Source organism: Psychrobacter immobilis (assembly GCF_904846285.1).
GTDB lineage: Bacteria > Pseudomonadota > Gammaproteobacteria > Pseudomonadales > Moraxellaceae > Psychrobacter > Psychrobacter immobilis_D.
The window spans coordinates 334,411-352,757 of record NZ_CAJHAD010000001.1; the positions used below are offsets into that span (position 1 = coordinate 334,411).

Genomic DNA, 18,347 nt, shown 5'->3' on the forward strand with positions numbered 1-18,347 from the left:
TATAATCGCTGCTTTTAAAGCGCGCCTGCCAAAAAATATTGTTAACGACTTTGTAGCAAAATTAACCTTGTAAAGATATTGAGTAACTTATGACCGTAGCGACCTTGTTTACGCCAAAAATCACCCCTCAGTTTGATGCTGCACCTATCGATACTGCTTATACAAATATTAGCTCTACCGATGCTGGCTGGGATAGCTATGCTGAAGATACTGATGGCATGGAATATGCCGATATCGCTGACGAAGCCACAAACAATAATAGTACGGCTGAGCAATCGCCATCTACGCAACTGCTACCTACTGAAACGGCACAATTTCGCAAACTACAAAAAAAGCTTCGTCGTCAAGTATCATGGGCGATTCGCGATTTTAATATGATTGAAGATGGCGACGTCATCATGGTTTGTGTGTCAGGCGGCAAAGACAGCTATACGTTGCTCGATATTTTATTGCTACTTAAGCGCATTGCCCCGATTAGCTTTGATATCGTCGCCGTGAATCTCGACCAAAAGCAGCCCGGTTATCCTGAAGATGTTTTGCCAGCTTATCTTAACGAACAAGGTATAGCCCATTATATTTTAGAAAAAGACACTTATAGTATCGTCAAAAGCGTGGTGCCAGAAGGTAAAACTTATTGCTCGGCCTGTTCACGTCTGCGTCGCGGCTCGCTATACGGTTTTGCCAAACAAATTGGCGCGACCAAAATTGCCCTTGGTCATCACCGCGATGATATGCTCGCGACTTTCTTTTTAAACTTATTCCACGGTGGCGCGCTTAAATCGATGCCACCAAAACTGCTGAGCGATGATAAGCAAAACTTGCTTATTCGTCCGCTTGCGTACGTTGAAGAAAAAGACATTATTGAATACGCGCGTTTAAAAGAATTTCCAATTATTCCATGTAATCTGTGCGGTAGCCAGACCAATCTACAACGGGCGATTATCAATGACATGTTACGCGAATGGGATGATGCCCATCCGCAGCGTTTAGCGTCTATCTTTAAAGCGATGCAAAACGTGGCACCGTCACAATTAGCGGATCGTGAGTTATTTGATTTTGAGACATTAAGCCTTGAGCGTGATGATAATGAGCGCTTATTTGAAGGCGATAATATCCAAGCAGGGCAGACCGATGGTCTGGCTGAAATTGGCTTACCTGTAGCACCAAAAACTCAAATATTTAATCCTAAATTCGCCAGTAATCAGAACCCTAATCAGCAGGCAGAAGCAGCGGATGAGATAACGAAAAATAGCCCTAAGACGCAGAAAATTCCAACCATTAACCCCGTTATTTAATGAGTTGATCGTCTAAAGCTATGTTGCTTAGATAATCTTAAGTTAATTTGATAAAGTTAAATCCATAAAAGTTAGCTCTATAAAAAACCAGCCCATAATAACTAAGGGCTGGTTTTTTTAATCTTAACGGTAGCTATTTAAATAGTATTAGCTTTCTGCAAAAACCTGTAATGGATTAAAACTTACCTCTGAACGTGGTAGTTTTGCTACATCTTGCATGCGCCAATCGTCTTTACCATCGTTACTAACTTGTAAATAGTACTTCGCTTTAACAGGATCGATATTTACCTGAGCGCTATATTTGTTGCCTTCTTCATGCTTTAAGACCACGTCACGATCTTTTTTGATGTCAGTGGCGTGCGAGATAGATAAATCTAAGGTATCAGGATAAGTTACCGGCTCGCCGTTCAATAACTTACCAGACCGCAAGCTTTGCTCTGGATAGTTTAAATAAAAAATAATATCACCATTATCAGCAAACTGCATCTTACCGTGTAAATCTAAATCATAAGTGAGCTTGTCGCGCGAAACGTCATGGTAAAGGGTTTTACCATCCATATACCAGTCGTCTCGTACCACACTATCACGGATTTGATAAGAATAATAAACAAACCAGATGCAAGCGATTACCACAAAAGCGGGCATGCCAATGACAAAGATAACCACCATATAGTTTTTGTACCATGGTTGGCTGTCTCGATGCTTAAAGTTTGGTGCTGGACTAGACATAACATACCTATTAATCAGATATTCGCTTATAGATGCCTGTTAAGAATCACTATAAGTCGTATCAACGGATAAGCTGACAGCTAAATGCGGCCAGTTTATTGCCAAATGATTCACCCATTAATTAATGATAAATAGCTTTAAATAATAATCAATAATTAACGCATGAGAGTTGTAAAATATATTCAACAAGCACACAAAGGCTTATTGCCCTTGCGTGGTAAAGATGTTTTGTTTGCTGACATTGTATTTACCATCTTCACTCTTCACCATTAAGGTAACCGGTGTCTGACCAAATTCAATCACATCAGGGTCACCATAAATACTGACCGGCATATCAAAGCTTTCGCCAGCTTCTAACGGTACATCGTTAAAACGCAGCTCTAAGCTTAGACCGTCTTGCGGCTCAAGGCTTATTTTATAAGTATGAGCGTCTTGTGTCTTATTGGTCAGCTTAACAATATAGCTGTTCTCAATCATGCCTTGCTGATTCAATGAAGACAACTGGTTGCGGTCACGGCGAATGTCAATCTCTAGCGGTACACGATCATTCAAGGCATAAATAACGCCGCCACAAAGTACGGTCAGTAAGGTTAAGTAGGCAAAAAAGCGGGGGCGGAATAGGCGACTTGGTTCTTTTTCTACCAATTGACGCTCGGTGGTATAACGAATCAAGCCACGTGGGTATCCGACTTTATCCATGACGTCATTACAGGCATCGACACAGGCGGCACACTGGATACAAGCGACTTGCAAGCCATCACGAATATCGATACCCGTCGGGCAGACCTGTACACACATCTGACATTCGATACAGTCGCCTAAATTCTCAGGGTTGGTGCCTTTTTTACGGGCGCCGCGAGGCTCACCGCGCTCATAATCGTAAGAAACGATTAACGTATCTTTATCAAACATCACACTTTGAAAACGACCATAAGGACAGATTTGAACACACATCTGCTCACGCATATAGCCTGCATTGACGTAGGTAGAGAAAGCAAAAATAAATATTGATACCCAAATCCACGTTGACCAATCAGGGAAAGGGATAAACCCTATCATCTGCCAATTTTGATACAACGCCTCTGTACCGGACACATAACTGACGAAAGTCGTGGCGGTAATCATCGAGAACACAAACCAAATAAAATATACCAAAAAACGCTTAAACGCTTTCTGTGCGCTCATCGGCTCTTTATCGAACTTGATACGCTTATTACGATCGCCAATGACCAGTTTTTCGACATATTGGAACATATGCGTCCAAATAGTCTGCGGGCAAGCATAGCCGCACCATACTCGTCCGGCGTAGACAGTGACCATAAACAGTGTAAAGGCAGCAATAAGCGCAAAGGCGGCAATAAAATAAAAATCTTGCGTTAAGAAGGTCATACCAAAAATATAGTAGTGCTGTGACGGCACATCAAACCAGATTGCTTGCCGACCGTTATAGCGTAACCACGGTAAAATCAAAAATAACGCCAAAAATGCATACATACTAATAACACGGATGTTTTGGTAAAATCCGGTAACAAATCTAGGGTGGATGCGTTTTTTATTGGCGTTAAGATCGACCTCAACGACAGGGATTTTATTGGATGGTTGTGCTGACATAAACGTGCCTCTTTAAAAAAAGAATCAGTCTGCTGGCATGATGAACAAATACCATTAATCGTTAGGTATATGAGTGTGCGATGTTATCAATGTCAGTAAGTAGCGAAATATAATAAAAGCCAAAATCTGCGGGCTTAGCTACCAAATGAGCGATTGTAAATAATTGAGTTAAATATGCTTAAATGGATGATTCAATAGTGTTTCTAATAGATTGCTATTTTAGCATTCTCCCTACTATAAATGGGGTGAGAATGTTAAAAAGCAACATTTATATCATAATTATTGATAGATAAGTGGGTAACAGTAGTCAGGAATAATCAATCCTAAAAATTTATTATTAATTAATGAAATTATAAATATATTAATCCCATTAGTTAATAATAAGAAGGAGCTCTAAATAGAAATCAGAACCTAAAATGAGAAGCAAAACTGATAAACAATCAAAAAGGGAGGACTGCAATAACAGCCCTCCCTTTTATAAACTTACTTTTACGATATAGCGACTGACTAAAAATTATTAGTTAGTGGCGCTAGTTTTTGATGTGGCTGCTACTGTTGCTGCTTTAGGAGCAGTAGCAGAAACAGGTTGCGCTTTAGCAGGTTGAGCCGTTTTGTCTGATAGTGAATAAACATAGGCAGCAAGTAGCATAATACGCTCATTGCCCAGTTTGGTTTCCCATTCAGGCATTACGCCTGCACGACCATAACGCAAGGTTTCGCGGATAGTTTCGCGATCGCCACCATATAACCAGATATTATCTGTTAAGTTTGGCGCGCCAGTAGAGGTCATACCTTTCGCATCTGAACCATGACAAAGCACACAGTTAGTAGGCTCATTAAAGATGGCCTCACCTTGAGTCACTTTAGCTTTATCAAGCTCGTAACCTGGTTGGTTGCCAGAGATTGATAGAACATATTCAGCCACTGCACGCACACCATCTTCACCGATTTGATCACGCCATGCGGCCATGCCACCGACTCGGCCATTATGTAGTGTGGTTAAGATGTTTGACGCTTCGCCACCATATAGCCAATCATTATCCGTTAAGTTTGGATAGCCTAGTGCACCTTTAGCATTAGAGCCATGACAGACCGCACAGTTCTGTAAGAACAGACGACTACCAACTTTCAACGCATTCGGGTTTTCTGAAAGCTTTTCTACGTATGGCGCAAGTTCAGCGATTTTCTCATCAATCTCGGTTTGCAGATTGGCAGGCGGTGTTTCGCTGCGACGCATCGTTGCTTGCATCTCAGAAAGCGTTGCTAAGGTCTTAGTTGCACCGCTCGCATCGGCTTTGGCCAAAATGTTTTGCTCAAAGTTATCGGTAAATACTTTGTTATTACTTTCAAGTTCGCTGTTCAACTCATTATGAGAAGTCCATGGCACAGTTTTACCATCTACTTCTACGGTTGTAATACCTTCCCACTTTGATGGAAAGATAGCAGGGAATAACACCCAATAGGCGACACCCCAAATGATTGAGCCAAAAAATATCACTAACCACCATTTAGGCAGCGGTTTATCGTATTCCTGAATACCATCGTAGGTGTGGCCTGTGGTACCGTCTTCTTCTACTTCTGGCTTGTACTTTAAAACCATTAGCAAAACACCGAGGATACCCGCCCAACACATAATACTTAGTATGGTGATCCAAGAACTCCAAAAAAATGTCATCGTTTATCCTTATTGCGCTGCTCTTCAGACAAAGATTCGATATCTTCGTCATCAAGCGCAAGTTGTGCATCTTCTTCGAAGCGTTTTTTGTTTTTTGGCGAATACGCCCACCATGCAACGCCTACGAAGGCAATAAAGGCAGAAACGGTCGCAATTGTTTGTAATTCACCAATACCCATTAGCGCTGTCCTTCCATCGCGGTACCTAATTGCTGTAAGTAGGCAACCAAAGCATCAAGCTCAGTGGCACCAAGTACAGCATCTGGCGCTCCTTCGATATCTTCTTCAGTGTAAGGCACACCGAAGCGATCACGGAATAGACGCATTTTGCTTTGCACATTGGACCCATTAACTTCGTTGGTTGCAAGCCAAGGGAAACCAGGCATTACTGACTCAGGTACTAAAGAACGTGGCGCAATCAGATGCTGTTTTTGCCAATCTTCAGAATAGCGTCCACCGACACGTGCAAGGTCAGGACCCGTACGTTTTGAGCCCCATAAGAATGGGTGATCCCACGTTGATTCAGCGGCGCGTGAGTATGGTCCATAACGTTCAACTTCAGCACGTAGCGGACGAATCATTTGCGTATGACAAACGTGGCAACCTTCACGGATATAAATATCACGACCTTCAAACTCAAGCGCCGTCCACGGCTCCATAGCAGGTAGGGGAGCGTTCACCCCACCTTCTTCAGGACCCTTGTTATCATAAATCAGCGGTACGATTTCAACAAGTGTTGCAAAGCTGATCGCGATAACGATAAAGATAACCAACAAGCCTGTATTTTTTTCAATAATTTCATGCGGTGTACCAGACATGATCGCTCCTTATACGTTAGCTGCCGAAGGTTTATCAACACTAGGTTCATGATCAGTAGGATCTGCAATACTGACAGGCTTACCTTCTGGCATCTTAAGTGTTTTATAAACGTTATATGCCATGACAAACATACCCGATACATACAATAGGCCACCAAAAGCACGACCAATATATGGGAAATGTGAGAACTCAACCGTATCAACGAAGCTGTATACCAATGTACCGTCTGGATTGGTTGCAAGCCACATCATGCCTTGGCCAATACCTGAAATCCACATAGAGACGATATAGAAGATAGTACCCGCTGTTGCTAACCAGAAATGCGTGGTGATTAAGCTGATAGAATACATTTTTGGTTTGTTATAAATACGGGGTAACAGTACATATAGCGAACCAATGGTAATCATACCGACCCAACCAAGCGCACCTGAGTGTACGTGACCTACTGTCCAGTCCGTGTTATGAGATAAGGCGTTGACCGTCTTAATAGACATCATCGGACCTTCAAACGTCGACATCGCGTAGAACGACAATGCCACAATCATAAAGCGAATGATTGGATCGGTACGTAGCTTATCCCAACTACCTGATAGCGTTAGTACACCGTTAATCATACCACCCCAAGATGGAGCAAATAGGATGATTGAGAAGACCATTGCAAGTGACTGCGTCCAATCTGGAAGCGCTGAATAATGCAAATGGTGACCACCAGCCCACATATATGAAGCAATCAATGCCCAAAAGTGAACGATAGATAAACGGTAAGAATAAATAGGACGACCAATCTGTACCGGAACGAAGTAATACATCATTCCAAGGAAAGCTGCCGTCAAGTAGAAACCTACCGCATTATGCCCGTACCACCATTGCACCATCGCATCGGTTGCACCGCCAAATAATGAGTAAGATTTAAACGCACTAACAGGGATAGCCATACTGTTTACGATATGCAGTAGTGCAATCGTAATAATGAAAGCAGCAAAGAACCAGTTAGCCACATAAATATGTGAGGTTTTACGTTTGATGAGCGTACCAAAGAACACGATGGCATAAGAGATCCACACCAAAGCAATCAAGATATCGATTGGCCACTCAAGCTCAGCATATTCCTTAGTCGACGTCAGACCTAAAGGAAGGGTAATAACTGCTGATACAATAACCGCTTGCCAACCCCAAAAGGTAAACCAAGCTAAATAAGGGGCAAATAGCCTCGTTTTACACGTACGTTGAACAATATAGTATGACGTCGCGAACAAGGCGCAACCGCCAAACGCGAAAATAACCGCGTTGGTATGTAGCGGTCTTAGACGACTGAATGTCAGCCATGGAATGTCAAAGTTTAGTGCTGGCCATGCTAACTGTGAAGCAATGAACACACCAATACTCATGCCGACGATGCCCCATATCACGGCCATTATCGTAAAGAATCTTACGACAGTGATTTCATATTCACGGTCAACTGGGGCGACTGCTGTGTTTTGTAAACTCATTGGATGATTCCTTTACAGCCCGAATTATCAACAGAATTAACTAACTCTCCGCGGTATCTGTCCTATAGAAATCTATAAGTAGATAATGATTGCGGTACATGCTGTTTTTTGACTACTCTTATCATTCTTACATTATTAACTATCAAGCTAAGCTTTCGCTAGTAATCAGCTGTCGCTGATGAGTAGAGGACGGCGATAAAAACGCACTGCGCTCACAGCTAGTCGATAGTAGGATTGTTAATAAACGGTCAGATTTGATAAGAAAATACGCCTTCCTTGAGCATCAAGCATCTATTGAGGCTGAGTATGTATCTTAATTATTACTACTGAAAGTAGTATGAACGAAGATAGATACTAATATTCAACGGATGATAAAAAGCTTATAGACCATTGATGTATGCTAGCGGCGGCTGACAAAAACACATGTTTACGTAATGTTTAGTTAAAACTCCCGACTCTGTTTAAGGGTATTGTAACGCAAACCTAATCAAATATCATCAGAACTATGCGCCAAAATACAAACTCTTTGGTAAAAATATTAGCAAACAACTTATTATTGCTGCGTTGTTCCTCTATTTTATACCCAATCTTCATACTATTCTAGGGTTGAAAAAATATACTGCTAGCAAGCTGAAAAAACAAATTGTTACGAAGGTTTTGTAACAATTACAGCCTTAGTGCTATAAATAGGTTTTACTTATTATCAAGTCGCATCTTATAATGACACTTAGCATGATGAGTCATAAAGTGCTTTTGGCATTAATGTTAGTGACACTTTTAACCATTTAAATAGCGGTTAGGCTAGAGCGCTACACAGCAACAGCCTACCATAATAAGTATTAGGGATAATAATATGGCAGTTTTTTTGACAGATGAGTGGTTTGAGCAAGTTGAACAAATGGGCAACGAAGCCGGTGAATTAAATTTACCACCAGCATTGGCTAATATGATCGTTAACCTAAAGGTATCTGACACAGAACAAGATATTGAAGCGAGTTTCGCAGATGGTTTGTTACATCGTGGGCTAAATGACGCAGCGACAACCACTTTATTGCTTGATCGCAGCATCTTGCAATCAATCATCACCAATTTTGATACCAATGAAATCATGGGTGCGTTTATGGGTGGTAAGATTCGTGTTGAAGGCGATATGTCACAATTAATGGCCGTACAAACGGCGCGCCCAAGTGCTGAGCAAAAAGAGCTGTATAGTAATATTAAATCAATGACCACGATGGCTTAATGGTCTGCTTTTCATTTTTATATAAATAACATTGAACACAAAAAAGCCCTTAATACATATTAAGGGCTTTTTCGTCAAAGAATTTAACAGTAAAGTAATTTCTGAATTAACTGGCTTTTGATTGTTGCACGCTGGCTTGCGATTTTTGATTTTCTTTATAAATCGCCGCTTGTAGCCAAATATTGGCTTGTACATAATCATGCACTTGAATAGCAGCAGTCGTTGAGGTTTTAGGTGCGCCAATACGAATCACAAACGGATCAGCATCTTGCTCGCGCAGTACCACCACATCAAATAAGATAATGGCTTGACCATTAAATACCGTTTCTTGCTTACCAAGCACTTGACCTTGACACCAAGCTTCATCTTCTTGCCCTAAAGTATCGCCAAACAGGTAGGCACACATATGACCCAAATTAATCTCAACTGGTGCCATTTGCTCTTTGGTCTCTGGTTGCCATGCTTTGATTTTCTCTTGTAAATCATCAGGCATTTTTCCATCATTGGCTGCGACAATGTCGTTAAAAGCACGATGATAGCGAATGGCCTCTTGGTCTTCGACCATAATCACCTCGTCTTGTTCGCTCAGCTTAATCTCATGCGCCCAAGCACTAAAATTCACATAATACGCCATATCCTGCTGATATAAATGACGGTTAGCGGTATAAAGCTGGTCGAATGCATAGATGATACTGCCATCAGCGGTGCGTAAGCGCAAGACCGCATCATGGGTATTGTCATTGACAATCATGCGTTCGATTTTGCACGTCAATCCATACGGGCTATCGACACAAGGGTAAGCATTGATAAAACATTCAGGCTTGCCATCTTTCATCGCCAGCACCTGATTGATATGACAAGGCTGGTCTTCAGATAAGAGTAAGCAACTGTCTTTTGTAGAACTGACATTACTATTGAGACCTTTTGGCATGGCCGCTTTTTCAATCATCTTTTGTAGCCATTCTGGCACGTCTTGACTCATGTCATCGGTCAAAATGCGCCAATGATCGGCATGGCCGGCAGACTGCTCGTCAGTTAAGGTGATTTTGATAGGGGATTGGATGTTTTTATATTGATAATTAATGGTCATGAATATACTCAAACTTAAGTCAGCCATGAGGTTTGGGTCTAAAACTGTGATTGCTGACCATTATCCAATATATGAGCGGATTGGTTTATGATAACCAGCAATGTCGTCAGTAAAGAGGCAACAAACAACAATGAGGGGTTAATGACAATTGTCCTTAGCATACAATATATAGGTATAGACGCAACTAATAGCAAGCCCCTCATGAAAAATAATGCTAAAAGTTAAGTTTTTATTAAAAAATACCGGCAGTTTGCGCTAATGACTGGCACATATAAGTCAAATTGTGTCAAACTAGCTCCCTTTTGACAGCGGCATTTTGCTGGTCATAACCCCTGTTTTTGTGTTCGATTGATATGTTTTTGCGACAACTGCTTTGTTAAGCGTAATGCTACGAGGCGGTTGTTGCATCTGATTTTATAACATAAATAAAGTCGCACGTGGATAAGATAAAGAGTTTGAATATGTTTCGTCCTTTAGCGTTATTTATCGGCTTACGGTACACCCGAGCAGAGCGTAGTAATGGCTTTATCTCCTTTATATCGCTGATCTCAATGATTGGTCTGACGCTTGGCGTAGCGGTATTGATTACGGTGCTATCGGTCATGAATGGTTTTGATCGTGAGTTAAAGACTCGTATTTTGGGTATGGTGCCGCAAGCGACGGTGATCTCAACCGAGATTATCGGTGATTGGAAGCAGGTGGCAGACAAGATAAAAGAAGATCCAGAAGTCGCCGCTGTTGCGCCTTTTATACAGCTGCAAGGTATGTTGACCTCCAACGGTCAGGTAGCTGGGATTATGGTCACTGGTGTTGATCCTGAATACGAAAAAAATGTCTCTATCATCAACGAGCATATGGTGGAAGGTAGTATTGATACGCTGCAAAATGGCGAATTCAGTATTGTGCTTGGCGAAGAGATGGTGCAGTCTTTGGGGCTGCGCTTAGGCGATAAAGTGACGTTGGTGCTGCCAGAAGCGTCGCCATCACCAGCAGGTGTGATACCACGCTTTAAACGCTTTACCTTGACGGGTATCTTTACCATCAGTCCAGAAGTAGATAGTCTGATGGCGTTTATTCCAATGGGTGATGCGGCAAAATTACTGCGTCTGCCAGAGGGTGCTCAGGGCATCCGTATGAAGCTTCATGATATCTTTAAAGCACCGATGGCCGCCCAAAGAGCTGCTGCCATCGCCCCTGAGCAATTATATCCTAGCGATTGGACCCAAACCCACGGCAATCTGTTTGGTGCTATTCAAATGGAAAAAGCCATGGTTGGCTTGCTGTTATTCTTAATTATTTTAGTTGCGGCTTTTAATATTGTCTCAAGTCTGGTGATGCTAGTCACTGACAAAAAAGCTGATATTGCCATTTTAAAAACATTTGGTGCTTCACCGCGTCTGATTACCCATGTCTTTATGGTACAGGGTGTGGTTATTGGTTTTATCGGTACGATTGCAGGCACGATACTTGGGATTATCTTTGCCCTGACTGTCAGTGATATTTTGGGCTTTATCAATAATAGCTTTGGTCTAAACTTATTTGATGCTTACTTCGTCAACTATCTGCCATCGCAGCTGCGTTTGACCGATGTGGTGCTGATTACCAGTGCGTCATTTGTATTGAGCTTTTTGGCGACCATTTATCCAGCACGACGAGCGGCTAAAATTCAGCCCGCTCAAACGCTACGTTACGAGTAATCTACAGGCGTTAATGCCATGATAAATACAATAAAGGAAGCGCTATGTCTGCGATTTTAAAAGCGACCAATATTAATAAGATTTACGATGAAGGGGCGGTGAGTACCCAAGTATTGACAGGTTTAGATTTGACCGTCAATGCCGGTGAGCGCATTGCGATTGTTGGTACCAGTGGTTCAGGAAAAAGCACCTTATTGCATTTGCTCGGCGGACTTGATACGCCAACCAGCGGTGAGGTATGGCTACACGGACAGCTGCTAAATACGATGAATGAAACTGAGCGCGGCGCGATGCGCAATAAGCACTTAGGATTTATTTATCAGTTTCACCATCTATTGGCGGAATTTACTGCGGTTGAAAACGTCGCTATGCCGCTATTGATGCGTCCAAAAATGTCGACCACAGAAGCGCGCCAACAAGCTATCGATATTTTAAACAGTGTTGGTCTAGAGCATCGCTTGGCACACAGGCCGGGTGAGCTATCAGGTGGTGAGCGTCAGCGTGTGGCGATTGCCCGTGCGCTGGTGACCAAGCCTTCGCTTATCTTGGCAGATGAGCCAACGGGTAACTTGGATTATGACAATGCCCAAAGCGTGTTTGGCCTGTTATCAGAGCTACAAAGTACCATGCAAACAGCACTATTAATGGTGACGCATGACCGTAGCTTAGCGGCGCTTGCTGATCGTCAGCTACTCTTGCGTAATGGTCATTGGGAAGATTATTAAACCTTTATCTTTAATATTTCGTTTTTAATAATATTTTTAACCGTTTCTTCTAAAAGTTGCATGATTGCCGTAACTTAGCCGTAGCATGATACGGTTGGATTTCTTATAAGAGCTGCTTATAAAAAATGCGAAAAAAATGGCCTGCATCTAGCAGCCTTAACTAATAAATAAAGCCATAAATAAGGATTGATAAGATGGATAAAGATGACGACCCAATTGAAGCGTTTGGCAGTATCGAAGAAGGCAACGAGCCATTAAAACCTTATATGGATCCGACCCTGTTCGATACCATTGATAAACAGGCACAAATAGAGTTGCTCACGCCGGTTTTTGACTCGATTACTTTGGCTGGTGCGGATTACGATTTAAAAGCGCAGGACAGTGCAACCGGCAAGCGCTATACGCTGCTGAAAGATGAAAAAGTGATTGATATTTTTGTGATGGATACTAATCTTACTGATAATGTTCTCAATGCTATTGAAAAGCATAAAGAGCAAGAAGATGAGCTATAACGTTGCGTAAGGAATAAGCGGTTTCTGTGTTTTTTCAATGAAACTGTTTTTATAATAAGACTGCATTTTAACGAATAGTTATTAATAATAGAAATCTACTAACGCTTGGTTAATTTATCAGAAGGCTTTTTCTGACGTTTTTGCCAACTGGTGACGGTTTTATAGCGCCAGATGGCTTTAAATGCTAAGCCACATACGATGCTGCTGATAATAGCTAAAATCGTCAACCCTAAACAAAATGCAGCGATTGATACCGTACCTTTATAAGTAATAAAGGGGTTGGCACCGTCTGATAATGCCCATAGGCTAAAATCCGCAATCATCCTGCCGATAAGTCGCAAGCTAATCATTGGTACATCAAGGATTTTGGCACCAATATAGTAGCCAGCATAAAAGACCGGTAAGCTGGTTACTGGATTGGTAATCCATGTTAAACCGAGCGCCATCGGTACATTGGCACGAAAAATGAGCGCACCAATTAATGCCAGTAACATCTGTCCTGGTAGCGGAAAAAACGCGCTAAGCACACCGATATAAACCGCTTTATTTAAACTGTGGCGATTAAAATGCCATAAACGCGGGTCGGCAAGTTGCGGCGCAAACCATTTTAATGTGCGACTGGCTAAGATTTTTTCAGGAGTGGGAAGTAGGTCTTTTAGACGTTTATTTGGCACATAATTGCCTTTACTCGTTATCTGCAGCCCGCTCAAATATATTGCTAGGCTGTTATGCAGTGATATTATTAATAAAAAATACAGATAAGAATGTTATCAGAAAAGCAGGAGGATAATGTTGAATAATCATCGTCGCAATATTTCTGCTCAGTATAGGGTAATAGTAGAATAAATGCCATCGCCTGACGCTATTGTCTACTATTAAGACTAAAGTCAGTCGTCATCCAAACAGAGTATCAAGCAAGGAATGCTGGTGTACTGGTTACTTGGTAGCTTAATAATCATCGTTATGATGGGCGTTTTGGCCGCTGCTGATAGTATGGCGCTGCCTGTAAGCTCCTTATTAGCGCATCTCAGCGTAGCAGGGCTCAGCGCTGCTACGATATTACCGCTATTATTAACGATTCTTACTATTGTCTTATTAGTCGTCAGTCAACTTCTTATTTCATTTCCTCATTCCTTTAACGTCAAAATACCTCTTGCTCAAAATGCTTCTCTAAATTCTACAACAACCTCATCTTATAACTTGTCACTACTGTCTAAATGTATCCGCTATTTCTTATTGGCAGGATTATCGTTGGTGCTGATTATAGGTAGTGGGCTGCTCGCTTTAATGAGCCATCAGGAGGCGCAAAATAGTGCCATAAAGCAACCTTTGCGTGTACAAGCGCTAGTTAGTATCGAAGGAATAAGCGATAGTGTCTATGATATTACAAGCGATAGTGGCTATCGACAGGTCGCCACCATCAGTCAAATATCACCGTTATTGTCTGAATTGACAGCGCAGGATTTGGACAAATTGACGGCACAATACGCTGCCAATTATAGAGAATCTCTGGATAATAGCCTAAGCAATAATAGAGAAAATAAAGATGATTTGAGTGGAGATAGTGCTGAAAATTTTGCGGGCTTTGATAAAACTGAATACCGTGTATTGCTAAACGCCTATCCAAAAAAGCCAAAGCCTAAAAAACCTTTCAAAAAATATTCTACGAAACAAGCCAAAAACCCATTTAAGCAATCGCATACTATAGACTTAAATCATTTGCAGCCTGGTGACAAGTTGTTTATGACCTTGACGCTAGCACCTCTTGTTGGCTCTGAGCAAGCGATGAATAATCCAACGGGGTTTGATAGTTATCGGTGGTTACGAGGGCGGCATATCGATGGGGTTGCTAATATATTAGCGACCAGTACTGCGACTATTCCCTTTGATGACTCATTGGCATTATCTACAGCGGACAATTCTTATCTACAACGTTTTCGTAGCGCTATAGAACAAGGGCGTTGGCAGTTGCGCCAACACTTTTATCAAGATTGGGTAGCGCAAACCACCGCACAGCAGCAAGCAAAAGCAGTGACTTTAAGTTTGCTGACCGGTGACCGCAGTTTAATCAATCGCGATACCAAAGATTTATATCAGCTGGCCGGTATTTCTCATTTATTGGCTATCTCAGGGACGCATGTTTTATTTTTAGCGATTGTGTTAGCGGGATTGGCGGTCTTACTGCTGAATCGTTTTTATCCATCGCTTTATCGTCATATCCCGCGCTGGCAAGTACGCTGGTGGGTCATGATTAGCGCAGCTTTTATTTATGCCTTATTTACGGGGTTTGATGTACCGGCTGCACGTACCGCATGGATGCTATTAGCGATAGGGTTGATACGTCTGACACTACTACCGATTAGTACCATGCGTATATTGTTGGCGCTGGCGGTATTAATGGCATGGCTTGACCCTTATGTCTTGTGGCAGGCAGGTTATTGGCTGTCTTTTATAGCAGTGGCGCTATTGTTAAAATATGAGGATAGCTTAGTACAGTCGAGTCAAGCAGAATTCACCCAGCTAACGGTTTTTAGTCATAATGATAATACAAGTAAGCAGATGCTTAAACGCATGGCGCTTGGATTTAAAAAGTTGTTCAAATTACAGTTTTGGCTATTCATTGCGCTGTTGCCCATTACCTTGTTATTGTTTGGCAAGGCTTCACTGTTAGGGCTTATCGTCAACCTATTTGCCATTGGTTTATTTGGCTGGGTGATTGTACCGCTGAATCTACTATCGGGGCTTTGCTATCTTATCTTGCCCACGTTAGCAGATGCTATTTGGACGCTGGTGATTGCCATCGTTGCTTATTTACACGAGATAATCACGTGGCTGACAGCATTACCTATATTCTCAGGCGCATGGCTATATACGCCAGTCAATACGGCTATTTTACTGATGGTTTCATTGGCTATGTTGCCGTGGTTATTGCCTCGCGGGCTTATCAGTCGTTGGCTCGCGCTACCGCCATTAACGCTGCTGGTTATGACGGTATATGCCAATCAGCAGTCGTTAACTATGACGCCAACTCTCTATATTTTGCCGACGGGTGACCAATATGTGAGTGCGGTTTTGCTGCAATATCCTGTGATAGATAGTGAAAATGTGCCTAAAGATAATAATAAAGGCGCATCCGCTATAAGGGTAAATAAGAAAAATGTCAGTTGGTTGTTTTTAGCCGATCATAGACTTAATGGTGTCCGTACGATGCCAAGTACGCTAACGGCTGATAAGCTTTCCGCGACGCTAGAGCAGCAATTACGCAGCTTATCCATTAAGCGCTTAGAAGGTATCGTGGTGCAAAGTAGTAGCGCTGCATTGACTGCTAAATTGTCAACATCAGCGACAAGTTCGACTAACAACAGCAAGACATTGAAGACCGCTACTTCTAAGACAGATAACTATAATCCGAGCAGTTCTGAATTACTACCAATGACAGTGGCGCAATTAAGTCAACGTTTTCCAACGGCTCAATACTGGCAAGCAGGACGTAGTGAACACTGGCCTGAGCTTCAGCGCGCTTATCAAACAACCAGTCAAGCTAAAGCTTATGCAACCATCAGCGCCCAAGGTTGTGAGCAAGGTAAAGTCTGGCAACTTGCAAATGGTAATCTAACTTTGCAAGCAATAACAGGTTGGAGCAAAATAAACGATGCCAGCGTGTGGGATTGTACACTTGCTATTGATAGTCGACTGCCTATTCAAGTGATAAATTATAATGCGGCTGAGCCACTAAAATCATTACCTGCTGATATACAAACGCTTCAGTCCTATGTAGAAGTGCCACCTTCTCAAGCTAAAAATCCTCAATCACGCTTAATTCTGAATGCCGATACGCATCCGCGCGTTTGGCAAATGTGGTCGTTATTATGTGCGATTGAATCGAATGCTAAAAATGACACTTTAAACAACGCATTAAACAATACCTTAGATGATGCCATAAATAGTACAACATGGCTTGGACACAGCACTTCGCATATATCTGCAGATGTAATAAGTGAGCAACAAATCCATGAGATAATCACTTACGATAATAAGCCGCTAGATGCCGCTTTATCTTTTAATACTGATAGTAAGGATTAACCTTAAGCTTTACCTTTATAGTGTTGTTCTTATAAAATGCCTTGCGTCTAAAGGTGTCGCCCTTATAATATCAAGCTATTTCACAGTTCTGCTATTGAACCATGAGGGAAATGGCACCATACTTAGTAGCTTGTTTGACTTTTATGAAAGCGCTACAAAACGCACTTCTATAAGTAAATATACTTATTGCGGTTGTATTAAGTTTTTGCTCGATTAAGTTTTAAGACCCTCTCTTTTATCGTTTTACATTGTTTCTGACTTAGGAAGTTATATGCCCAACTGGCCACCAGACCCTAACAAACGTCCTGACATCTCGGCAAATCAGCCAACGCCCCTGCAGCAGTCAAATCAGCCGAGCGGACAAGAGTGGCGACTGATTGAAAATACGTTATTAGCCAGTGTGGTTGAGCAGCGACGCGCCCGTCGCTGGAGTATTTTCTTTAAGCTATTGACCTTTGGTTATATCTTATTGATATTTTTAACCCTTGGCCGCGGTTGCAGCACCAAAACACCAACCAGTCTTGATGGCGTAGATACCAGCAAGCCGCATTTGGCAGTGGTTGAAATCCAAGGGACGATTAGTAGTGGGGATACCGCCAATGCTTATGATGTCAATGAAGCCTTGACGCGTGCCTTTAAAAACAGCAATGCCAAAGCGGTGGCGCTCGATATTAATTCACCTGGTGGCTCGCCGGTACAATCTGATGAAATCTGGCAGACGATGATGGATTTACGTAAAGAATATCCTGATAAAAAACTCTACGCTGTGATTGGTGATATGGGTGCTTCTGGCGCTTATTATATTGCCTCGGCAGCGGATGAGATTTATGTCAATCCATCAAGCTTGGTTGGTTCGATTGGTGTGATTATGCCAAGCTATAATATTGAAGGCTTAATGGATAAATTCGGTGTTGAAGACCGTACTATTACCGCAGGCGAGTATAAAGATATCTTAAGCTTGTCACGTCCGCTTACTGCTTATGAAGAGCAGCACGTCGAAAAAGTGTTGAATAATACTCATAAGCACTTTATCAATGCGGTCAAACAAGGTCGCGGTGATCGTCTGAAAAACCCTGAGGAAAACAAACTGTTTTCAGGGCTGTTTTGGACCGGCGAGCAGTCTATTGAGCTTGGTTTAGCAGACAAAAAGGGCAGTATCTCAAGTTTAGAGAAGCAGCTTAAGCTTAAAAATGTGGTCAATTACACGCCAACTGATCCATTTAGTTTATTTATGGATCGCTTCGCCGTTAAGCTAGGTGCAGGCCTTAGTTCAAGCATCAAGCTTGATGTGTTACCACAAGAAGAGGGTAATGCGCAGATGCGCTAAGCCCTTTATATTTTAGATTTAATGTGTATGATTGTTAAGGCTGAGTATAGGA

At 42.0% G+C, this 18,347-nt stretch carries 15 protein-coding genes; 7 read left to right on the plus strand and 8 right to left on the minus strand.

The genetic code is table 11. The features are described from left to right. The first annotated feature begins 89 nt into the window (after window positions 1–89). A complete protein-coding gene (gene ttcA / locus JMX13_RS01505) occupies window positions 90–1,295 on the plus strand; it encodes a tRNA 2-thiocytidine(32) synthetase TtcA (RefSeq protein ID WP_201609082.1) in 1,206 nt (401 codons plus the stop codon). A gap of 147 nt (window positions 1,296–1,442) precedes the next feature. On the opposite strand, the gene JMX13_RS01510 is transcribed toward ttcA, so the two are convergent. From JMX13_RS01510 to ccoN, 6 genes are all read right to left on the minus strand, one after another. Beyond that, a complete protein-coding gene (locus JMX13_RS01510) occupies window positions 1,443–2,024 on the minus strand; it encodes a FixH family protein (RefSeq protein WP_201609083.1) in 582 nt (193 codons plus the stop codon). 201 nt (window positions 2,025–2,225) lie between these two features. Continuing rightward, complete coding sequence (ccoG, locus tag JMX13_RS01515; protein WP_201609084.1) at window positions 2,226–3,635, minus strand: cytochrome c oxidase accessory protein CcoG; 1,410 nt, start codon at window positions 3,633–3,635, stop codon at window positions 2,226–2,228. A gap of 517 nt (window positions 3,636–4,152) precedes the next feature. Then, entirely contained in the window at window positions 4,153–5,310 is a 1,158-nt protein-coding gene (gene ccoP / locus JMX13_RS01520) for a cytochrome-c oxidase, cbb3-type subunit III (protein ID WP_201609086.1), read from the minus strand. Then, complete coding sequence (locus JMX13_RS01525) at window positions 5,307–5,489, minus strand: cbb3-type cytochrome oxidase subunit 3 (RefSeq protein ID WP_191690612.1); 183 nt, start codon at window positions 5,487–5,489, stop codon at window positions 5,307–5,309. The genes ccoP and JMX13_RS01525 overlap by 4 nt, the downstream gene beginning before the upstream one ends. Then, complete coding sequence (gene ccoO, locus JMX13_RS01530) at window positions 5,489–6,127, minus strand: cytochrome-c oxidase, cbb3-type subunit II (RefSeq protein WP_201609088.1); 639 nt, start codon at window positions 6,125–6,127, stop codon at window positions 5,489–5,491. Before ccoO ends, JMX13_RS01525 begins: the two co-directional genes overlap by 1 nt. A 9-nt stretch (window positions 6,128–6,136) precedes the next feature. Next, complete coding sequence (gene ccoN, locus JMX13_RS01535) at window positions 6,137–7,618, minus strand: cytochrome-c oxidase, cbb3-type subunit I (protein ID WP_201543736.1); 1,482 nt, start codon at window positions 7,616–7,618, stop codon at window positions 6,137–6,139. Between the two features lie 853 nt (window positions 7,619–8,471). Between ccoN and JMX13_RS01540 the strand changes: the two genes are divergently transcribed. Then, window positions 8,472–8,861, plus strand: coding sequence for an SCP-2 sterol transfer family protein (locus JMX13_RS01540; protein ID WP_201609090.1), 390 nt, complete (start codon window positions 8,472–8,474; stop codon window positions 8,859–8,861). A gap of 106 nt (window positions 8,862–8,967) precedes the next feature. On the opposite strand, the gene JMX13_RS01545 is transcribed toward JMX13_RS01540, so the two are convergent. Next, window positions 8,968–9,951, minus strand: coding sequence for a hypothetical protein (locus JMX13_RS01545; RefSeq protein WP_201609092.1), 984 nt, complete (start codon window positions 9,949–9,951; stop codon window positions 8,968–8,970). 461 nt (window positions 9,952–10,412) lie between these two features. On the opposite strand from JMX13_RS01545, the gene JMX13_RS01550 reads away from it, so the two are divergent. The 3 genes from JMX13_RS01550 (at window position 10,413) to JMX13_RS01560 (ending at window position 12,885) form a co-directional block, all read left to right on the plus strand. Beyond that, window positions 10,413–11,648, plus strand: coding sequence for a lipoprotein-releasing ABC transporter permease subunit (locus JMX13_RS01550; protein ID WP_201609094.1), 1,236 nt, complete (start codon window positions 10,413–10,415; stop codon window positions 11,646–11,648). 44 nt (window positions 11,649–11,692) lie between these two features. Continuing rightward, a complete protein-coding gene (lolD, locus tag JMX13_RS01555) occupies window positions 11,693–12,373 on the plus strand; it encodes a lipoprotein-releasing ABC transporter ATP-binding protein LolD (protein WP_183618766.1) in 681 nt (226 codons plus the stop codon). A 194-nt stretch (window positions 12,374–12,567) separates the two neighbouring features. Next, complete coding sequence (locus JMX13_RS01560) at window positions 12,568–12,885, plus strand: hypothetical protein (RefSeq protein WP_201609095.1); 318 nt, start codon at window positions 12,568–12,570, stop codon at window positions 12,883–12,885. 98 nt (window positions 12,886–12,983) lie between these two features. Here the strand turns inward: JMX13_RS01560 and JMX13_RS01565 are convergent, their stop codons facing one another. Beyond that, window positions 12,984–13,559, minus strand: a complete 576-nt coding sequence (locus tag JMX13_RS01565) for a DUF2062 domain-containing protein (protein WP_227679215.1) — start codon at window positions 13,557–13,559, stop codon at window positions 12,984–12,986. 247 nt (window positions 13,560–13,806) lie between these two features. Here JMX13_RS01565 and JMX13_RS01570 point away from each other — a divergent pair, with 247 nt between their 5' ends. Then, window positions 13,807–16,968 carry a ComEC/Rec2 family competence protein gene (locus tag JMX13_RS01570; RefSeq protein ID WP_201609097.1) on the plus strand — a complete coding sequence of 1,054 codons (3,162 nt, stop codon included), beginning with the start codon at window positions 13,807–13,809 and terminating at the stop codon, window positions 16,966–16,968. Between the two features lie 271 nt (window positions 16,969–17,239). Continuing rightward, window positions 17,240–18,295, plus strand: a complete 1,056-nt coding sequence (gene sppA, locus JMX13_RS01575) for a signal peptide peptidase SppA (RefSeq protein ID WP_201609099.1) — start codon at window positions 17,240–17,242, stop codon at window positions 18,293–18,295. Window positions 18,296–18,347: the final 52 nt, after the last annotated feature.

What these genes read in the sequence shown, in the direction of transcription:
- ccoO (WP_201609088.1), bottom strand. Translation starts at nt 6,127, where the DNA reads ATGTCTGGTACACCGCATGAAATTATTGAAAAAAATACAGGCTTGTTG.
- JMX13_RS01550 (WP_201609094.1), top strand. Translation starts at nt 10,413, where the DNA reads ATGTTTCGTCCTTTAGCGTTATTTATCGGCTTACGGTACACCCGAGCA.
- lolD (WP_183618766.1), top strand. Translation starts at nt 11,693, where the DNA reads ATGTCTGCGATTTTAAAAGCGACCAATATTAATAAGATTTACGATGAA.
- JMX13_RS01525 (WP_191690612.1), bottom strand. Translation starts at nt 5,489, where the DNA reads ATGGGTATTGGTGAATTACAAACAATTGCGACCGTTTCTGCCTTTATT.
- JMX13_RS01570 (WP_201609097.1), top strand. Translation starts at nt 13,807, where the DNA reads ATGCTGGTGTACTGGTTACTTGGTAGCTTAATAATCATCGTTATGATG.
- JMX13_RS01510 (WP_201609083.1), bottom strand. Translation starts at nt 2,024, where the DNA reads ATGTCTAGTCCAGCACCAAACTTTAAGCATCGAGACAGCCAACCATGG.
- ccoG (WP_201609084.1), bottom strand. Translation starts at nt 3,635, where the DNA reads ATGTCAGCACAACCATCCAATAAAATCCCTGTCGTTGAGGTCGATCTT.
- ccoP (WP_201609086.1), bottom strand. Translation starts at nt 5,310, where the DNA reads ATGACATTTTTTTGGAGTTCTTGGATCACCATACTAAGTATTATGTGT.
- ccoN (WP_201543736.1), bottom strand. Translation starts at nt 7,618, where the DNA reads ATGAGTTTACAAAACACAGCAGTCGCCCCAGTTGACCGTGAATATGAA.
- JMX13_RS01560 (WP_201609095.1), top strand. Translation starts at nt 12,568, where the DNA reads ATGGATAAAGATGACGACCCAATTGAAGCGTTTGGCAGTATCGAAGAA.
- JMX13_RS01540 (WP_201609090.1), top strand. Translation starts at nt 8,472, where the DNA reads ATGGCAGTTTTTTTGACAGATGAGTGGTTTGAGCAAGTTGAACAAATG.
- sppA (WP_201609099.1), top strand. Translation starts at nt 17,240, where the DNA reads ATGCCCAACTGGCCACCAGACCCTAACAAACGTCCTGACATCTCGGCA.
- ttcA (WP_201609082.1), top strand. Translation starts at nt 90, where the DNA reads ATGACCGTAGCGACCTTGTTTACGCCAAAAATCACCCCTCAGTTTGAT.
- JMX13_RS01545 (WP_201609092.1), bottom strand. Translation starts at nt 9,951, where the DNA reads ATGACCATTAATTATCAATATAAAAACATCCAATCCCCTATCAAAATC.